General features: G+C 60.6%; 15 protein-coding genes. 4 read left to right on the top strand and 11 right to left on the bottom strand.

The window, feature by feature from the left end; all coding sequences use genetic code 11:
• Positions 1-331 precede the first annotated feature (331 nt).
• Positions 332-1,147 (top strand): ABC transporter ATP-binding protein, encoded by an 816-nt coding sequence (locus H3T88_RS04010; RefSeq protein ID WP_198203647.1) that lies wholly within the window; start codon positions 332-334, stop codon positions 1,145-1,147.
• Here H3T88_RS04010 and H3T88_RS04005 read toward each other — a convergent pair.
• Positions 1,107-1,778: a sugar O-acetyltransferase gene (locus tag H3T88_RS04005; protein ID WP_373637641.1), complete on the bottom strand. Its 672-nt coding sequence runs from the start codon at positions 1,776-1,778 to the stop codon at positions 1,107-1,109. The genes H3T88_RS04010 and H3T88_RS04005 overlap by 41 nt on opposite strands.
• A gap of 201 nt (positions 1,779-1,979) precedes the next feature.
• Here H3T88_RS04005 and H3T88_RS04000 point away from each other — a divergent pair, with 201 nt between their 5' ends.
• Both H3T88_RS04000 and H3T88_RS03995 read left to right on the top strand, forming a co-directional pair.
• Positions 1,980-2,432 (top strand): GNAT family N-acetyltransferase, encoded by a 453-nt coding sequence (locus H3T88_RS04000; RefSeq protein WP_015021343.1) that lies wholly within the window; start codon positions 1,980-1,982, stop codon positions 2,430-2,432.
• Positions 2,433-2,512: 80 nt separating this feature from the next.
• Positions 2,513-3,334 carry a mechanosensitive ion channel family protein gene (locus tag H3T88_RS03995; RefSeq protein ID WP_198203646.1) on the top strand — a complete coding sequence of 274 codons (822 nt, stop codon included), beginning with the start codon at positions 2,513-2,515 and terminating at the stop codon, positions 3,332-3,334.
• A gap of 89 nt (positions 3,335-3,423) precedes the next feature.
• On the opposite strand, the gene H3T88_RS03990 is transcribed toward H3T88_RS03995, so the two are convergent.
• The 9 genes from H3T88_RS03990 to leuC all read right to left on the bottom strand — a co-directional run bounded on the left by H3T88_RS03990 (position 3,424) and on the right by leuC (position 15,591).
• Positions 3,424-4,572, bottom strand: coding sequence for a D-alanine--D-alanine ligase family protein (locus H3T88_RS03990; protein WP_198203645.1), 1,149 nt, complete (start codon positions 4,570-4,572; stop codon positions 3,424-3,426).
• 295 nt (positions 4,573-4,867) lie between these two features.
• On the bottom strand, positions 4,868-5,869 hold the full coding sequence (locus tag H3T88_RS03985) for an NAD(P)H-dependent glycerol-3-phosphate dehydrogenase (protein ID WP_198203644.1): 1,002 nt from the start codon (positions 5,867-5,869) through the stop codon (positions 4,868-4,870).
• Positions 5,870-5,982: 113 nt separating this feature from the next.
• A complete protein-coding gene (locus H3T88_RS03980) occupies positions 5,983-6,876 on the bottom strand; it encodes a lysophospholipid acyltransferase family protein (RefSeq protein ID WP_198203643.1) in 894 nt (297 codons plus the stop codon).
• Between the two features lie 14 nt (positions 6,877-6,890).
• Positions 6,891-8,222 (bottom strand): UDP-N-acetylglucosamine 1-carboxyvinyltransferase, encoded by a 1,332-nt coding sequence (gene murA / locus H3T88_RS03975; RefSeq protein WP_198203642.1) that lies wholly within the window; start codon positions 8,220-8,222, stop codon positions 6,891-6,893.
• A gap of 139 nt (positions 8,223-8,361) precedes the next feature.
• Positions 8,362-9,414 (bottom strand): CPBP family intramembrane glutamic endopeptidase, encoded by a 1,053-nt coding sequence (locus H3T88_RS03970; RefSeq protein WP_198203641.1) that lies wholly within the window; start codon positions 9,412-9,414, stop codon positions 8,362-8,364.
• A 103-nt stretch (positions 9,415-9,517) separates the two neighbouring features.
• Positions 9,518-12,205, bottom strand: a complete 2,688-nt coding sequence (locus tag H3T88_RS03965; RefSeq protein ID WP_198203640.1) for a CPBP family glutamic-type intramembrane protease — start codon at positions 12,203-12,205, stop codon at positions 9,518-9,520.
• Between the two features lie 167 nt (positions 12,206-12,372).
• Complete coding sequence (locus tag H3T88_RS03960) at positions 12,373-13,335, bottom strand: CPBP family intramembrane glutamic endopeptidase (RefSeq protein WP_198203639.1); 963 nt, start codon at positions 13,333-13,335, stop codon at positions 12,373-12,375.
• Between the two features lie 113 nt (positions 13,336-13,448).
• Positions 13,449-14,135 (bottom strand): 3-isopropylmalate dehydratase small subunit, encoded by a 687-nt coding sequence (gene leuD, locus H3T88_RS03955; protein ID WP_015021334.1) that lies wholly within the window; start codon positions 14,133-14,135, stop codon positions 13,449-13,451.
• 52 nt (positions 14,136-14,187) lie between these two features.
• A complete protein-coding gene (leuC, locus tag H3T88_RS03950) occupies positions 14,188-15,591 on the bottom strand; it encodes a 3-isopropylmalate dehydratase large subunit (RefSeq protein WP_110416811.1) in 1,404 nt (467 codons plus the stop codon).
• Positions 15,592-15,742: 151 nt separating this feature from the next.
• On the opposite strand from leuC, the gene H3T88_RS03945 reads away from it, so the two are divergent.
• A complete protein-coding gene (locus tag H3T88_RS03945) occupies positions 15,743-16,531 on the top strand; it encodes an IclR family transcriptional regulator (protein ID WP_044090872.1) in 789 nt (262 codons plus the stop codon).
• A 27-nt stretch (positions 16,532-16,558) separates the two neighbouring features.
• On the opposite strand, the gene H3T88_RS03940 is transcribed toward H3T88_RS03945, so the two are convergent.
• On the bottom strand, positions 16,559-18,040 hold the full coding sequence (locus tag H3T88_RS03940; protein ID WP_110416809.1) for a serine/threonine protein phosphatase: 1,482 nt from the start codon (positions 18,038-18,040) through the stop codon (positions 16,559-16,561).
• Positions 18,041-18,152: the final 112 nt, after the last annotated feature.

Below are 18,152 nucleotides of genomic sequence, written 5' to 3'. Positions count from 1 at the left end.
TGCGGGGCTCCGACCGCCACCAGCTTTGGGTTGCATCCGGCCAAAGACACCGATATTTGCCGTCAACCGACGGTTGCATCCTTGCAATTCCAAGGAAATAAGCGATCACTGAATCCCTGTCATCCTGATGACGACCCGCCCATCATTCCCCCTTCCGGCAAGAGATGCGACTCCTCTACGTACACGATACATACTCTTCAGGAGGGAATGGGAACCCTGCTGATTCCACCCTGAATCGTCCCCGATTCGACCCTGAAAACACCCTGACAGGAACTCTCGCCATGGTCTTATAGAGGTAGAGGCCGGGTAGGAAACGACCGAAAGGAAGGCAATGATGCAGCATCGGATGGTTAAGGATCCATACGCACAGACCCCACTCATTCTGAACAAGATCTGCTATGACTACGGAAGGCGGCAGAAGCAGGGCGCCCGGGTGTTGGACGAGATCAGTCTGGAATGTCAGGCTGGGACCTGGACGGCCATCATGGGTCCTTCAGGCGCCGGCAAATCGACCCTTCTCTATTGCGCCGCGGGACTGCTCCAAGTCAGGCAGGGCAGTGTGGCCATCGCCGGTGAGGACCTGACGCGAATGAAAGAGAGGGAGCTGACCCGGCTCCGGCGCGATCATATCGGCTTCGTTTTCCAGGACTATAACCTGGTGAACGCCTTCACCTGCCTGCAGAACACCATGCTGTCCAGCCTCTTCGGCGGCAGGAAAATCTCCGCCCAAGCGGCCCTGTCTGCCCTGTCGAACGTCGGCTTGGAGGGGTATGCCAACACCTATCCGGCCGACATGAGTGGTGGCCAGCAGCAGCGCGTGGCCATCGCCCGGTCCCTGGCTGCCAGCCCGGAAATCATCATGGCCGACGAACCTACCGGCGCCCTGGACACCCATAGCTCGCGGGAGGTTATGGACCTCTTCGATCTGGCCGTCCGCAGCGGCCAGACCATCCTCATGGTGACCCACGACCCCAACGTCGCCGCCCGGGCCCACCGCGTCATCTTCCTCCAGGACGGACGCATTCAGGCAGCATGCCCGGGCGGAGACCCGCAGACCATAGCCCAGCAGCTGGCCAGCATGGATGCTGTCCCAAACGAGGAGGCCTTCAGCCCTCCTCTGGCAGTTCCATCCGATCAGCCTCGGTGATGGTACGAATTACCCGGCAGGGCACACCCACAGCCAGGGAGTCAGGGGCAATGTCATGGGTGACCACGGATCCGGCACCGATGACCGCACCATCGCCGATGGTCACTCCCCCGGCCACAGTCACGTTTGACGCCAGCCAGCAGTTGGATCCGATAGTGATCGGAGCCGCCAACTCGTAGTCGTAGAGGGAGCCATCCTCATGGCGCCTCAGGTTCCGTTCCTGCCACCGCAGGGGATGCAGGGGGGTGGCCAGGGTGACATTGGGGCCGATCATCACATCGTCGCCAATCTGCACAGGGCAGGTATCCAGGACAGTGAAGTTGAAATTGGCGAAGATGCGCGAGCCAAGCTTGGTGAAGCATCCATAGTCGAAATAGATAGGCCCCATAAAGTCAACATCCTGACCATGTTCGGGCACCAGCTCGTCCAAAAGCCGGTTACGCAGGTCCCGCTCCTGCTCAGAAGATGCGTTGAAAAGACGGCAAAGTTCGTGGGCCTTGACCCGCAGCTGGCCCAGTTCGGGATCCGAGGCATCATAGAGCTCGCCAGCAAGCATCCGCTCCCTCTGCGAGCGCCAAGCACCTTTACCGGCTCCGCCAACAACACCTGTCAGTTTTGAGTCCTTGTCCATGGCCATCCAATCGTTCCCGCGTCACTTCAATGTCACTTCTGCAAGTTTGCACTGCTTGCAGATTCCCCACCCATATAATCGTCTGGGTCAGACAGCAGACAGCCGCACGTAGCGGTCGTCATTCTGTTGCGGATATCCGTTCACGCCAAGGGTCAAACTTGGTAGATTGGAGGCAGCGGAGGACCCTGGCGAGGAGGAAGCATGCGGTATGAGGTGAACAAGGCCATTCCCGAGGATGCCAAGGCCATCCGTAAGGCCGTATTCGTAGAGGAGCAAGGCTTTCACAACGAGTTCGATCGAACCGACGATGCCAGCCTCCATATTGTGGCCTATGACGGGGATGAACCCGTCGGGGTATGCCGAATCTTCCCCGACCGGGGCAAGACATGGACCCTTGGTCGGTTGGCCGTTCTGAAGCCTTACCGCGGTCAGCACCTGGGCGCCTATTTGGTAGCCAAGGCTGAGGAAACCGCTCGGAGCCACGGGGCTGACCGGCTCACGCTCCATGCCCAGGAACGGGTGGAGGGCTTTTATAAGTCCTTGGGGTATAGGGACATGGGCATTCACGACCAGGACGAGGGATGCCCACACATGTGGATGGACAAACCCCTAACAGTCGGCACCGGAAACAAGGCAGAGGACCAGGCCTCATGAATCTGACCGTCAATTTTACCAGCGAAGTTCCTGCACTAGCCAGCACAAGCATCACAAGCGCCAATCAGGACAAGGACCCCATGGGAAGGTCGGAACAGGCCATCTCCAGCTTCAGCGATGCCATCATCTACTGGTTCCGCCAGAATTTCGGAAAGATCATTCTTCTGATCGTCGTGGCTGTCTGCGCTGCCTTGATTTCCAAGATCGTAGCGGCGGCCATGCGGCGTGCCCTGGAACGGACCAACCTGCCCAGTGCTTCCATCTTCGTCAACATCGTCCGCGCCCTGATCTGGATCTTCGCTGCTGCCACAGTCCTGCAACCCGTCTTTGGGATCAACCCATCCACAGTGGTCGCCGCCCTGGGCGTCAGCGGCCTGGCGCTCTCCTTCGGATTGAAGGATACAATTGCCAACATCGTCGGCGGCTTCGGACTGATGGTCAGCAAGGTGGTCCAGCCCGGCGACATCATCACCATCCAGGGCACCACCGGAACCGTCCGCGACGTGACTTGGCGCCATACCATCGTCATCGACAGGACCGGCAACCAACTGCTGATCCCCAACTCCATCCTCAACACCACGGCGCTCGAGAAAATCACCGAGGCCGGCGAGGCTGCCACCACGGTTCCCTTCACCCTGCGAGGGAATGCCGATATAGCCAAGTCCTCCCGCTCCATTGCACAGGCGGTGGCCCAGGCAACCAAGGGCATGGCCATGCAATCCAACCCGCCCATTGTCCAGCTCCAGGGCTTCACCCCTTATGGCATCAAGGGCCAAGTGGTCATGTTCGCCAAGCAGGGTGTCATCGCCGCCGATATGCAGGATGCCGCCACCCGCGCACTGGCCGGCCAGGACTACCTGGTTCAGGAGGCCGAGCTCCAGACAAAAGACATTGAACATTAACCGGATGATCTTCTCCTCCTGCGGGAGAAGTGCAAAAGCGGCATCTCTCCCTCTCCCGAGATGCCTAAACTACGGAAGAGACTCCAGCGTCAGGCTGATACACCCTCAATCAGATCAGTAATCAGATCGGTGTATGTGATCCCCGTTGCCTCCCACGCCTTGGCATACATGGAGATGGGCGTAAAGCCAGGCATGGTGTTGATCTCGTTGACGATGACCCTGCCCTCGGGTGTCACAAAGCAGTCGACACGACTCAGACCGGCACCGTCCACGGTTTTGAAGGCTTTGGAAGCCAGGTCGCGAACCTTCTGAAGAGTTTCCTCCGGCAGGTTCGCAGGAACCTCCACGTGGGATGCGGAGGAGTCCACATACTTGCTGTCGAAGTCGTAGAAAGCCTCGTCCTGATCAGCCTTATCCAGCACCACCTCGCCAGGCCAGGCTGTACGAGGCTCTCTGTCCCTGCTCGAGGCGAGCACAGCGCATTCAATCTCCCGCCCTTCAATGCCCTCCTCTATAAGGACCCGCCAGTCATGCTTCGCGGCCTCGGCGACCGCAGCAACCAGGACTTCGGCTTGAGGCTCTTCCACCTTGACCACACCAAAGCTGGATCCTGCACGGGAGGGCTTGACGAAGAGCGGGTAATGGAGCCCTGCCTTCTCCACAGCGGCCAGTAAGTCGGCTCCGGATTGCTGTTGACGGGAGTCTATGGTGATACCGGGAGCCACGGGTATGTCGGCTTGGCTGAGCAGGATTTTGGTGTAGTGCTTGTCCATACAGGCAGCAGAAGCGAAGACACCACATCCGACGTAGGGCAGACCCATCATTTCAAGCAGACCCTGCAGGGTGCCGTCCTCACCGTAGGGGCCGTGCAATACTGGAAAAACAGCGTCAACATGCCCCAAAGGCTCCAAGGAACCCGCCGTCCTCGAAGGCTCGGCTCCAGAGACCAGGTCGGCATGGTCGCCGATCAGAAACCCATCCCTGCCACGGGCCATGTCGAGGATGACCGGACGGCTGCCTTCGGTTATCTGCACGGTTGGCAGACTGGCATCGCTTAGACCCCACTGCCTGGGATCCTGGCCGCCGATGGTCCATCGGCCGTCCTTGGTGATGCCAATCGGGATGGGCTCGTATCGGTCGGCATCAATGGCATTGAGCACGCCGGCAGCCGACACGCAGGATATGGAATGTTCGTCGGCACGCCCACCATAGAGCACCACAACACGTTTCCTGACCATCATCCCTCGGCTTTCCTCATCCTGGACATGAATTCCAACCTCATGCACCTGCCCGGGCAGATACATCACTCAAGACAGCAGAATATCCCCTTGACGGGCGGCAGAGACTGGTCAGGGGCGCTCATCCACAAGCTTGGCACGAACACAGGCATGATGGAGCTGACGCAGGCACCAGACGAGACAGACATACTGTCTGACTCGGAAAACCGTTCATTGCCGAGCAAAAGGTTGATAGCGCCCGCTTCACAGTCTTCGCACACCTATAGCCTTCAGAATTTTCCGACGGCCGCCAGACTCACTCTGTAGTGATCTGTCCGCCGAACAGCTCGTCAATCATCCCCCGGCAGCTCAGACCCTGATCCAGTACATGGCTCATGGCCGTAGCCAGCGGGGTCGCCACCTGGTAGCGCTTACCCAGGGCGACGACAGCATCGGTGGTAGGCACGCCCTCAGCGACACCCTTGCTGACGCGAGTGGCTTCCTCAATACTTTTGCCCTGGCCCAAATTAAAGCCAAAAGTGTAGTTCCTGCTCAGGGACGATCCACAGGTGGCCACCAGGTCGCCTACCCCGGCAAGACCGGCGAAGGTTTTGGACTTGGCCCCGCAGGCCTCCCCCAGAGCGGTGAGCTCAGCCAGCCCCCTGGCTTGGATCATGGCAGCCGTGTTCTCCCCGAATCCCGCCCCCCGTGACATCCCAACAGCCAGTGCAGTGACGTTCTTCAACGACCCGCACATTTCCAGGCCGATCACATCGTCCGAGACGAAGGCCTTGAAATAGTCGGTCGTACAGGCACGGGCCACTCTCATGGCGGCATCTGGATTAGCGCTGGCGACCACTGTGGCGCTCGGCTCGCGGGCGGCCACCTCCTTGCTCAGGTTGGGGCCTGAGACGGCTGCGAACCTGGTTGAATCCAAATCCAGCGTCTGGCAGACCACCTGGTCCATCCGCCTGTCCGTACCCCGTTCAATCCCCTTCATCAGAGAAACAGCAATGGCATCATGACCCAGCAGACCCTTGAATTCAGTCAAAGCCTCACAGGCATGCTGAGCGGCAATGGCCACGACAACGATTTCAGCCCCCGAGACGGCCTTGGACCGATCACCCTCAGCGATGATGGTATCGGGCAGCTTCTCCACAGTCGGTAGGCGGCGGGTATTCGAATGCTTACTGTTGATTTCGTCCACGACATCCAGATCGATGTCCCACATGACCACCTGATTGCCTGCGTCGGCCAATACCTGGGCAAAAGCGGTCCCCCATGCGCCTGCTCCCAATACCGCGATCTTCGTCATCATTCTCCTTTGCATAATGCCGTGCGCACGGGAACGCCGACCAGCAGCCTCATTCTTATCTCTACCATCCTATGACACCGCCGCCAGGCAGGGGGAATTGGAGGTGCGTTCCGGCCTTATTGCTCGCTTCTGGGCCGACGAGTCATGGTTACGTAGTCGAAGTATCCAGCCGCCGGGGGCTCCTCGCCACGAATCTCAGCCATGACCTCCTCCATCCGGTTTCGCAGGCGGACACAGAGGGCATGCACGGACTGTTTGGGTGGTTCCGCACCCCATTGATCCATGTCTTCCAGTAGGTCGGAATAGTCAAGGAGCCTGTCATAGCACATGACCACGTTCTTCCGCGGCCAGGGCCACTTGTGATTGATTGAAGCCGCCCCCCAGGTGATGCTGGGGTACAGAGGAACCATGCGACCCAGCTGCCGCGAGGCCTCTAAGGCGATGAATCCGACCCCGGGCTTGAGCGACATGGGCCACTTCAAAGGGTCACGGGTCACAGTCCCTTCAGGCCAGATGGTCAAAGGCCTGCCCGAGGTAATGATGCTGATCGACTCCTCTTCAATCGACCTGGCCTTGCCGGACTTGCGCTCCACCGGCTGCATGCCGACCATGCGGAACCAGCTGCCGATCAGGGGCCAATGGGCCATCTCGGCCTTTGCCATATAGCGGGGACGACGCCCTTGGTGAAAGAGGGCCATCATAGGAATGAAAACGTCGAACTGGGTCACGTGGGTGGCGGCAGTGATGAAGGGGCCGGTCTGCGGCACCCGCTCCAGCCCCCAGGCATAGACCCGGCAGGAGTCTCGCACCACCTGGGAGACCCCCCATAGCAAACGGGTGGTTCCCACCGGATGCTGACCGTCTATCTCGTCTAGGTCCGGCGTGCGGTGACCAGTGGGATAATAGCGAGTCGGATCCACCAACCTGTGCCTCTGAGCCAGCAGGGCCACCCGCTGATCGGGCAGGGCTGGAACAGCGGACCGAGGGGAGGGTTTGCCTTTAGAAGCCATCTATACCTGCCGGATCAGTCGATCTGCGCGTCCAGGGCCAGCAACTTGTCGCGGAAGTCCTCGTAGCCGCGGTCAATCAGGGAGATGCCGTGAACGTTGGAGGGGCCGGATGCCGTCAGCGCGGCAATCAGGTGGCTGAAGCCGCCACGCAGGTCGGGCACATCGATGTCCTGGCCGGTCAACGGGGTGGGCCCGAAGATGACGGCCGAGTGGTTGAAGTTGCGCTGCTGGAAGCGGCAGGGCAGAGATCCCAGGCACTCCTTATAGAGTTGGATGGTGGCACCCATCTGAATCAGCGGCTCGGTAAAGCCGAAACGATTCTCGTAGACGGTCTCATGAACGATGGAAAGACCCTTGGCCTGGGTCAGGGCCACCACCAGGGGCTGCTGCCAGTCAGTCATGAACCCGGGGTGCACGTCGGTCTCGATGGCCACGGGGCGCAGGTCGCCACCCGGATGCCAGAAGCGGATGCCGTCGTCGCGCACATCGAACTGGCCGCCGATCTTGCGGAAGACATTCAGGTAGGTCATCATGTCAGGCTGGTGGGCGCCCTTGACCATGATGTCGCCATGGGTGGCCAGGGCGGCGGAGGCCCAGGAGGCGGCTTCGATTCGGTCGGGCAGGGAGGTATGTGTGAAGCCCTTCAGGGAGGGCACACCCTCGATGCGGATGGTTCGATCCACGTCCACGGAAATCTGCGCGCCCATCTTCTGCAGAACCGCCACCAGGTCCATAATCTCGGGCTCAGTAGCCGCCCCTGACAGCTCAGTACGCCCCTCAGCCAGGACAGCCGCCAGCAGGGTCTGCTCCGTCGCACCCACCGAGGGGTAGGGCAGGTGAATCTTGGCTCCATGCAACCCGTCTGGCGCTGTGATGTGGATGCCGGCCTCATGCTCCTTGTCGACATTGGCCCCCAGTTTGCGCAGGGTCTCCAGATGGAAGTCAATGGGCCTGCTGCCGATGCGGCAGCCGCCAAGCACGGGAATGAAAGCCTCTCCCATCCGATGCAGAAGCGGCCCGGAGAAGAGGATGGGTATGCGGGAAGAGCCCGACAGGGTGTCCACATCGGCCACGTCGGCCAGCTCCACATGGCTGGCATCAATGGTGACCACGCCCTCCTGTGGACGGACATCCACCTTGACACCATGCAGCCTCAGCAGGTCGGAGACCACCTGGACGTCGCGGATTTCAGGCACGTTCTTGAGCACTGATACACCAGGAGCCAGCAGGGCGGCAACCATGGCCTTGCTGACGAAGTTCTTGGCCCCACGGACCTGTATGGTGCCATGCAGGGGCCTGCCGCCCACCACATGCAGTACATCATCCTGTGTATTCACCTTGGGCATTTATCGGCTTCTTTCTCGTATCCGCTCAGAGCCGGGCTTTGGCACAACATCGGCCCTTATTGCAAGTCTGCCACAGGGGGTGTGGGGACACCGTGAATTGTCGCCTCGGGCATAGAGCGTCCACCCAGTCAGATGCTGGTCAGGCGCCTGCTGAAACGAAGGGGGTCAGCATCGTGAAGCCCATGATCAGCAGGAACATGACGAAGAATGGGCAAGCCCAGGCACCATAGACGTTCGAATACGTGCGGTTTTCCTGCAGAAACGCGATAATCCGATGACGGCCCAGGTAGAGGACCAGCACGGCTGCCAGCATGCCTACCAGCATCATGAGCACGTTGACGTAGGAGGACATATTGTCGCTCATAAACCCGAGCAGGAGTTGCAACCCGTCGCTGACGACCAGATTGTTGAACACGTGCAGGGCCATGGACCAGAAGATGGAGTATTCGCAGGCCAGATAGCCTAGGAGCAGACCCATGATGAAAGCAAAGAACCCCTGGCCCAGATCGCCGTGGAAGAAGCCGAACATGACAGCGGAGGTGACGATGGCGAAGACATGGCCGTAAGGCTTCAGCGCGTGCAGGATGGCACCTCTGAAGACCAGCTCCTCGATGACGGGGGCCAGCAGGCTGACGTAAATGAACATGGGTATGGTACCCGAGGCCTGCTGAATCTGCTCAGTCGTGGTCCAGGACTGTTGCACTCCCAACTGCGCCGTGGTCCAGTCCATGCCTGACTGATACCAGCCGGCCAGGGTCTGCCCTGTCAGCGTCAGCGCAAAGCACCCCAGCAAAACCTGCCAGGTCATGGGATGCAGATCAGTGTGGAATATGCCCATAGGGCCGGAATCGCAGATCTGCCGACGCCGAGTGAAGACCAGGAAACAGAGGCCTGTGCAGGCCGAAATCAGGTTGATGATGCCTCCATACTCCTTGTCAGCATGGACGATCACATACATAAATCCCGAGTGGGCAGGCACCGGATCAAACACGGCATTCCACTCCATCTGAGCCAGAACACCGAACAGAAGGCCGACGCTGTTGATGATAAGCAGATAGACCAGCAGCAGGGCGGCCTGACGGTTGAGCATTCCCCTGGCCGCACTCATCCATGCGCGATCCGCCGCACCTCGTCTGGGCTTATGAGTCTGCCCAGTCCCTGGCGCGTCGGCCGCAGTCGCTGTCTGCCCCATGTCACCATGCCCTTTCATGATCCTCTGCAGGTTTGGCCATCCGGCATTGTCCTCCAGCTTGTCCAAGTCTACGCCACCACCGGCAGACCCAATGCGTTATGCGCTAGAGCAGACCGGGTACGAACTTGAAGACTGTCAGCAGCAGACACAGCAGCAAATAGAGCAGGAACCAAGGCTGCCTCCAGGAAACGTATGTTCCCCTAGGGGCCCGATAACGCCGTCGGTAGTCCAAAAGACTGGCGCGGTGCAGGAAGAACATGACCAACCCAGCCAGAACCAAGACCAGTGCCACTGCCAAAATCGACAGACGAGCAGTTCTCGGGGCGCTCATCAGATAACGGTTGGGCAGGCCGCTGAAGAGCAGATCGCCGACCACGCGGGCCCCGATGGCCCAGATCAGACCATACTCCAGGGAGCAGTAGCCCAGAGCCAGCCCCAGCAGGAAGATCCAAAGCCCAGAGACCGGATCACACTGGAGCAGGGCGCAGAGCAGGGATGCGGTCAGGATGGCAAAGACCCGGCCATACCGACGCAACCCGTTGAGAATGATGCCACGGAAAACCAGCTCCTCAGCCAGAGGAACCACCAGAAGGGCGTACAGGGCCATCGTCGGCGAGGAAGCGCCGGTGACCAGCAGGCTGCGCGAGGCCAGGGAGGGGATGTGCAGAAGTAGGCAGAAGTGGTTGAAGAACTTGTTCAGTTCATGAACCATCCCCTGGCCAAGCAGGAGCACCGCTACAAGAGCCAGCAGAGCCGCCAGCGTCATTCTTCTGTCTGTTCGCCAGTGGACAGCGTCCCGCCCTCGCTGATTCTTACCTCGAATAACGCTCCACTCTGAGATGCAGGCATATGTCAGCGCCAGCAGAACCGACAGGAGGGTTATTCCATCGGACAGGAAAGCGATGGATCTGGGATCCTTGACCTGCTCCATGATGACTGGCAGGATCATCCCCGAACCGACCATGAGCACCAGAACCGATATGGCCAAATAGACAAAGGCGAAGGCAGCCTGGCCATTGACGGCGTGGAGTACCCCCGAACTGGCTGTGTAGGTGGTGGACTTTTGCGCAGCGGGCTTAGTCGTCTGCGACTGAGCCTGGGGCTGGGCCTGAGCCGCAATTGCAGCAGCTGGCGTGACAGCGTCAAGTTCACTGGGAGCAACAATCGACTGCGAATTGGCCGGTACCGGTCGGCTTGCTCCTGCGCCGGGTCCTTCCGAAGCATTGGAAACGACCCTGGGCGCTGCCGCCTCCACTGAAGTACGGGTACGGTTTTGAGCAGACCGCCGCTTGGACGACCGACGGGCTCCTTCGCTCCCTTCCTGACCTCTGGCGAAAAGACCGAGATGAAGGCCACCAACACGTTTGCGAGGACCACGCGAAGAACGTGTCGGTTTGGTTGCGTTCTTTGCGGCGTCCCCAGTCTCGGCGGACTCGGTCTTGGCGGCCACGGCAGCTGCAGCAGCCTCTGCAGCCTTGGCGGCAAGGGCCACAGAAGCGCCTGGAGAGGATACGGATGTGGGCGAAGAGGCAAACTGGACGACCGACTGCGTCCCTGGAGATGCGTTCACAGCCTCTGAAGATTTAGAGGGGGCAGTCTGAACGGCAATGCCTTCTTGGCCGGTCTGCAAGGGCTGACCGACATGATCCTTCTGCGCGAGCGCCGTCCCTTGTCCGCCAATAGCCTTTGACGAAACGACGCGACCACCGGTGCCGTCACCGGCGACTGCAGCAGAATGGGCAACTACACGTGGAGTCGAACAGACCCGACGCCCCTGATGATCGGCTTCGCTGGCCACAGTTTGCGACACAGCATTGCTCTGCCCTGGAGCCGATGAACCAGTTACCGAGGAATCCCGGTCGACATCTGAATGACTGACAACAACCGGTCGGTCGGCGAATACCACGGGGTTTGCTGACGTATGAACAGAGGTTGTAGGCGCAGAGACCCCCGGATTCGGTTTCGCAGACGTCGAATCCTCATAGCCGGAAGCCGAGGGTGCCCCGGCCTTGGTCACTGGCTTGGTTCCGACTGGTTCAACTGCAGAAGCAGCGGGAACAGAAGCTTTGGAAGACTTCTGCTCAATCTTGGAAGGTGCCGGAACGGTGGAATCGACAGCCTTTACAGAGGATGCGGAAACAGATGTGGTCTTGGCTATGGAAGCTGCGGATTTGCCTGCGCGGGCCCCTGCGGACGGCTTACGACGCTTGCGCATATTCCAAGAGAAGACCGGACCATTGTCCACCTCAGGCTTGGTCCAGGACCAGACAACTTTGGCCGCAGGCTGCTTCGGCTGTGACGAGATCTCTGCGGCCTTGGAATCCTCCAGCTCTCGGCGAGCCACCACGCGCCGCGGGGATGGCTCCTGGCCGGAATCCTTTCCAGTATGCCCGTCAGATGGCAGGTCTGCCGGAGGAAATGTGGGGACTTCCGGTTGATTGGCCACAGTGACCGAAGTCAAAAAATCATAGGATCCGGGAAGCACGGAGGGTCGTTCACCGACTGGCCTGGCACCCTTGCCGCCAGCTCCTTCATCATTCAGCAGCGCAGTCTTCCTATGGGCTATTCGTCCCGGATAGGCCAAACCATCATCCACGGCCTCCCCCGGCAGGCTCAAAGGCGGCAGGTCGATGGACCCTTCCTCATAATCCCAGTGGCGTGCGTAGTCCTTGCTGGCACTGTGGCTTGCAGTCATGAGGGCGATAGAGGAGCGCGACACCTTCCAGCGCCCCTGATCGCTTTGGGCATCGGCAGACTCGCTGCCGCTGTCGCGATCCTCATCATCCCTCATCCGTCGATGATCCTTCCCCTTCATGCACTACCGTACGACCGTCAAGGGCGTCCAGCGACACGAACCTTTCCCCGCGTTCATATCATGACACTACATATCCGAGTCTAGCCCGACCCCGCCCTTCCTCGACAGAATCCCGACAATGAGCCGGCACATCGACTGCTCGGTCAGGCCAGCCCTGGTACGAATTCGCTCAGGGCCATCAGCAGGCATGCCAGGCAGAAGAGCAGGAACCAGGGCGCCCTCCATGAAGCGTAGATCCCCTTGGGAGCGCGATTGCCGCGGCAGTAATCACGGAGAGTCCTGATCTTGAACAGCAGCCCGACGACACCGATCAACAGCACCAGGATCATAAGCAGGCCTAGGCCGATGCGAACCACCTCGGGTGCCAGGGGCATGTACTTGGCCAGCAGACCTGAAGAGAAGGCATTGTTGAGCATGTGCACCAGCAGGGACCAGACCAGCCCATATTCCATGGCCAGATAGCCCAGAACCAGGCCGGAAATGAAACCAAACAGACCCTGGACCAAGGAGCCATGCATGAAGCCGAAAAGCAGGGAAGAGGTAATAATGGCGAAGACTCGACCAAAGCGGCGCAGGCCGTTCATGATGACCCCACGAAAGACCAACTCCTCGGCAAAGGGTCCCAGAAGAATGCCATAGAAGAGCATGATCGGCGTTTCCAGGCCGCCGCCATCGTCAGGTGCGGTCGGCGGATGCAGCCCCGTGCCGGACAGGATAGCGCTCAGTCCAGAGTTAGCCGCACTGGCCACCAACTGACTGAGGAAGAAGCAGGCCAGGGCGATAATCAACGCCAGCAGGCTGAATCGGCGCGCAGTAACCCAACGCACCTGGTCCTGGCCATGCCGTTCACGACCTACGATGACCGGCCATTGACTGATCAAGGCAAACAGCAGGGCCAGCACTACGGCGATAACCACTGTCCAGTCCGACAAAGGACCGTTGAGCTGCGCCTTGGACGCATGTGGGAAGAGGACGGGCAGAACCACCTTGCCTCCCAATAGACCTGCCAGGGTCTCGATGGCCACATAGATGAAAGCAAAAGCACTAAGGGCATTCACTGCCCGTCGAACGCCCCAGTCGTGCACATCGCCGCTGCTGTGCCTCATGATAACCGCCCCTCTTCGCTCGCCAACCGGTCACAGTCGGCCAATGACTGTCATTTCCATGGTAAGCGAAAAAGGAGCGGAAGACTCTCATATGAGGGCGCACGGCCCGTCGGTCAGATGATGCCGCGGTCAGCCAGGGGCCCAGGCCAGTCGATTTGGCCCTCTCTGGCTGAAGTGACCGGCTCTTCGGGCATGTGCTGGGCCGGTAGGGTACGCGGCTTGAAGGGGAAGCGCTCAGCCCGCATGCGCTCATAGGCACGGATGTCATCCTCGTGCTGCAAGGTCAGATCGATGTCGTCGTAGCCGTTCATGAGCCGCCATCGCACGTAGTCGTCTACCTGGAAGGGCAGGGTCACATCCGCGCAGGTGACCGTGCGAGCGCCCAGATCCACGGTCATCTCGGTGCCGGGGTCCTCCTCCAGGAGCTTCCAGAGCAACTCCACTGATTCCTGGGGCATGATGGCGGCCAGGACCCCGTTCTTGGCGGTGTTCCCATAGAAGATGTCAGCGAAACGGGGAGCGATGACCACGCGGAAGCCGTAGTCCCGCAGTGCCCAGACCGCGTGCTCGCGCGAGGATCCGATGCCGAAGTCCGGCCCGGCCACCAGGACGCGGGCACCTGAATATTCAGGTCGGTTGAGCACGAAATTCGGATCCCTTCGCCAGGCGTAGAAGAGCGCATCCTCGAAGCCGGTCTTCTTCACCCGCTTCAGGAATACTGCGGGGATGATCTGATCGGTGTCGACGTTGGAGCGGCGCAAGGGCACCCCGACCCCGGTTACAACGGAAAGTGGCTCCATGATGACCTCCTGACTGCTGGATGGCGATGACGATGACGTATGCTCGATAGGCCTACAGATCGGCCGGGGAGCAAATGGTCCCTCTGATGGCGGTGGCTGCAGCCACCTCGGGCGAGGCCAGATGCGTCCTGCCGCCTTTGCCCTGACGACCCTGGAAGTTGCGGTTGGATGTGGAAATGGAACGCTCGCCAGGCACCAGTTGGTCGGGGTTCATTCCCAGGCACATGGAGCAGCCGGCGTTGCGCCATTCGGCTCCAAAGTCCTCGAAGATACGGTCCAACCCCTCCTTTTCGGCCTGAATGCGAACTCGCGAAGAGGCCGGAACCACCAGGACGCGATGCAGGTTCTTGGCCTTGTGGTGCCCCTTCATGATGGCCGCTGCTGCGCGCAGATCCTCGATGCGCCCGTTGGTGCAGGAGCCGATGAAGACGGTGTCCACAGCGATGTCCCGGATGGGCATCCCCGGCTTCAGACCCATGTAGTCGATGGCCTCCTGGGCCGCCTGGCGCTTGGCCGGGTCGGCGATCTTTTCTGGCACAGGCACATCAGCACCTATGGGCAGACCCTGTCCGGGGTTGGTGCCCCAGGTCACGTAAGGGGTCAGCTGGTCGGCATCCAGGATGACCTCCTTGTCGAAGACTGCATCCGAATCGGTGGGGAGGGTTCGCCAGTACTCCAGGGCCTGATTCCACATGGCTCCCTTGGGGGCATGCGGCCGGCCCTCCAAGTAGGCGAAGGTGGTCTCATCCGGCGCGATCATCCCGGCCCTCGCCCCGGCCTCGATGGACATGTTGCAGATGGTCATGCGCGCGTCCATGGACATGCGTCGAATGGCGTCGCCCCGGTACTCCAGAACGTGCCCTTGACCGCCACCCGTGCCGATCTTGGCAATGACGGCCAGAATGACGTCCTTGGCGCCCACGCCGGGCTTGAGCTGACCGCGGACGGTGATGGCCATGGTTTTGAAAGGCTTCAGGCTCAGGGTCTGGGTGGCCAGAACGTGCTCCACCTCGGAGGTGCCGATACCGAAAGCCAGGGCCCCGAAAGCCCCGTGGGTCGAGGTATGCGAATCACCGCAGACGATGGTCATGCCGGGCTGGGTCAATCCCAGGACGGGTGCAAAAGCATGGACAATGCCCTGGTCCGCGTCCCCCAATGGATGCAGACGGACTCCGAACTCGCGGCAGTTGCGCTCCAGGGTGGAGATTTGCAGGGCCGAGACCTTGTCTGCGATGGGCCGATCGATGTCGATGGTAGGGGTGTTGTGGTCCTCAGTGGCGATGACCTGGTCCAGGTGACGGATCTTCCGGCCTGCCAGGCGCAGACCCTCGAAGGCCTGTGGACTGGTCACCTCGTGCATGAGTTGCAGATCGATGTAAATCAGATCGGGTTCGCCTCCCTGGCCCTTTCTGACCAAATGATCGGTCCAGACCTTTTCCGCCATTGTGCGTCCCATATCGCCTCCTGAAAGCCTACGACCGGCCGGGGCGCCAACCTCATCGGCACCCCGCCGGCCTCTTACCACCGAGTATGGAACTGCCCAACCGTTATGAACTTTTGCATTTCATATACTGAGATGGCATAATTCAAGCATGGACACGCTTTCTATGAACGACGACGACAGATACCCCTCCGCAAATGATCCGAACATGCATCAGGAGGAGATTCATTCGGGCGTCGGCGTTCTGGACAAGACGGTGCGAATTCTGGACACCCTGGAGACCGGACCCATGACCTTGGGACAGCTGGTCAACGCAACCGGGTTGGCTCGCCCCACCGCCCACCGACTGGCCATCGCCTTGGAGCGCCACCGCTTCGTTCTGCGGGACGTGCATGGCCGCTTCGTTCTGGGCTCCCGCTTCGCCGAACTGGCCGCCGCCGCCGGCGAGGATCGTCTGCTGACCGCCTCGGGGCCCATTCTGCATACACTGCTCAACCGTTCGGGCGAATCGGCCCAGATCTTCCGCCGCCAAGGCGAGGTCCGGGTCTGCATCGCCGCGGTGGAACGCGCCTCCGGCCTGCGCGACTCCATCCCCGTAGGCGCCCTGCTGTCCATGGAGGCCGGGTCGGCGGCACAGATCCTGCTGGCCTGGGAGGAACCCGAACGCCTCCATCAGGGTCTGCGACACGCCAAGTTCAACGCAGCAACCCTTGCCACTGTACGCAAACGCGGCTGGGCAGAGTCCATCAATGAGCGGGAAGAGGGCGTCTGTTCCATCTCGGCTCCCATCCGCAACGGATCCGGGCAAGTCATGGCCGCCATTTCCATCTCCGGGCCGGTCAACCGTATGTCCACCACGCCTGGAAGACGTTACGCCCCCCTGGTCATGGCCGCTGGCAAATATCTGACCGAAGCCCTGCTACGAGCCTCATCCCCTACCCGTCGTAGGGTCTGAGGGCATTCCTGGCCCTTATCGCCATCCTTACCGCCGTCGGGTGGAGCCCCAGGAGGCGATCAGCCCTGCCAGGGCCGTCAGGCCACCAGCCAAGAACCCAGGCCGACGCAGGAGGTTGACTGCATCCCCAGTAGAGGTAGGCACATGGCTCATGGCGAAGGTGTAGACCTTGTGGGATCCGGGCCGCCCCACCAATTGCCCGAACTCCAAAAGTTGAGTGCGAGGATGATGGGGATGACGGATGTCGAATTCGAAGAGCCGTGCCGCCCGCTTGCCGGGCACCGGACCGTAGGAGCCGAATCCGCATGTGGGCGTAGCCCCCAGAGTCAGTTCACCGCTGCGTCCGACGAAGCCATTGCGGTGGTCATGCCCAGCGAAGAGGGCGAAATAGCCCCGGTTCCGGGTAAGCAGGTCATACTCGCCGCTGTCCTCGTCCGGACAGGAGACTCCTTCGCCCAAGTAGGAGCCCGGGCAGGTGCGCGACTCGTCCAGAATGTAACAGCGGGAGTCGAAACTCCGGTAGCCCTGGACCGCATAGGCTGTGGTGGCCGGCACCGGCTTGAGCAGATCATAGAACTGGGGAATGGGCATGTGCTGGAAGACTATGGATCGGTTGCCCAGAAGGTCAGGAGCAGCCGCCAGGAAATCCAGGGCCTGGGCCGAAGGTGAGCCGTAACCGCCTGCACGGGCATAGTCGCCGGAGTCCACCAGAACCAGGCCCATGACCACCCCGTGACCGTCGCAATCCGCCACAGGCAGGGCGAAAGTGCCCGGAGCACAGACGAATGCGGTCTGGGAGGGCAGGGCCGATCCGATCAGCGCATGAACCCGATCAGGATGGGCGACCGTAGCCTCCGGGTTCAGGCAGCCGGGCACCTCCCGATAGATGGCATCCATCTGATCGGTGTCCAGGCCGCACTGGAAATCGTGGTTACCATAAGTGACGACGAAAGGAATCCCGCGCTCAACCAGTGGGCCGGTGATCAGGCCAACGGTTCTGCGAACCAGGTCCTCGGTGTGTTTGATGTTCTGCCGACGTACACGCTCGGCATCCCTGTCGTCCGCCTGATGCTCCGATTCCCTGCGACTCAGCTCCCTGCGGTCAGCAGCAGATTGGCCATCCTGAATCTTTGAGGAGCGCTTCAGGGAGGCTCCCCCAAGTCCCAGGGCGCCGCCCATGCTCAGACCAGCCGAGTAGATGCCATCCAGGGGGGTGCTCCAACGCCTTTTACGGAAGGTGCGCTCATAGGCCGTGTCGTAACCGGCCACCTGGTTGCCCGAGAAGACCACCAGATCAGGCTTTGCTGCATCACAGGCCGCGGCTATCAGTCTGATTGTGTCCGAAGAGACCTTAGGCCCCTCCTGGACGTCGGCCAGCTGCAAAAGTCTGAACTTGCCCGAGTAATGGAACTGAAGCCGCCCCAGCCGAGCTGAAACGGACAGCGGTCGATCATGCTCTCCCTCGCCGCCTTGTGGGGAAACCCGATCCGCGTTGTAATGCTGACTCATACATCTAGCCTACTTCACCGGCCTTTGCCTCTGGGCCCATCTATGCAGCCCCCTTACGAATCGGATTCAGGCTTCAGGATCATCACAGTACGACAACACTTTGATGTGAGCT

The sequence above is a fragment of the Bifidobacterium sp. W8110 genome, assembly GCF_016101375.1.
GTDB lineage: Bacteria > Actinomycetota > Actinomycetes > Actinomycetales > Bifidobacteriaceae > Bombiscardovia > Bombiscardovia asteroides.
Note: the sequence above shows the minus strand (reverse complement) of the source record. Positions and strands in the feature narration are given on the sequence as shown.

Coding starts and splice junctions, on each gene's coding strand:
- H3T88_RS03945 (WP_044090872.1), top strand. CDS start 15,743: ATGAACGACGACGACAGATACCCCTCCGCAAATGATCCGAACATGCAT.
- H3T88_RS04005 (WP_373637641.1), bottom strand. CDS start 1,778: ATGGACAAGGACTCAAAACTGACAGGTGTTGTTGGCGGAGCCGGTAAA.
- H3T88_RS03970 (WP_198203641.1), bottom strand. CDS start 9,414: ATGGGGCAGACAGCGACTGCGGCCGACGCGCCAGGGACTGGGCAGACT.
- H3T88_RS03990 (WP_198203645.1), bottom strand. CDS start 4,572: ATGGTCAGGAAACGTGTTGTGGTGCTCTATGGTGGGCGTGCCGACGAA.
- H3T88_RS03960 (WP_198203639.1), bottom strand. CDS start 13,335: ATGAGGCACAGCAGCGGCGATGTGCACGACTGGGGCGTTCGACGGGCA.
- H3T88_RS04000 (WP_015021343.1), top strand. CDS start 1,980: ATGCGGTATGAGGTGAACAAGGCCATTCCCGAGGATGCCAAGGCCATC.
- H3T88_RS03985 (WP_198203644.1), bottom strand. CDS start 5,869: ATGATGACGAAGATCGCGGTATTGGGAGCAGGCGCATGGGGGACCGCT.
- leuC (WP_110416811.1), bottom strand. CDS start 15,591: ATGGGACGCACAATGGCGGAAAAGGTCTGGACCGATCATTTGGTCAGA.
- H3T88_RS03980 (WP_198203643.1), bottom strand. CDS start 6,876: ATGGCTTCTAAAGGCAAACCCTCCCCTCGGTCCGCTGTTCCAGCCCTG.
- H3T88_RS03965 (WP_198203640.1), bottom strand. CDS start 12,205: ATGAGGGATGATGAGGATCGCGACAGCGGCAGCGAGTCTGCCGATGCC.
- H3T88_RS03940 (WP_110416809.1), bottom strand. CDS start 18,040: ATGAGTCAGCATTACAACGCGGATCGGGTTTCCCCACAAGGCGGCGAG.
- H3T88_RS03995 (WP_198203646.1), top strand. CDS start 2,513: ATGGGAAGGTCGGAACAGGCCATCTCCAGCTTCAGCGATGCCATCATC.
- murA (WP_198203642.1), bottom strand. CDS start 8,222: ATGCCCAAGGTGAATACACAGGATGATGTACTGCATGTGGTGGGCGGC.
- H3T88_RS04010 (WP_198203647.1), top strand. CDS start 332: ATGATGCAGCATCGGATGGTTAAGGATCCATACGCACAGACCCCACTC.
- leuD (WP_015021334.1), bottom strand. CDS start 14,135: ATGGAGCCACTTTCCGTTGTAACCGGGGTCGGGGTGCCCTTGCGCCGC.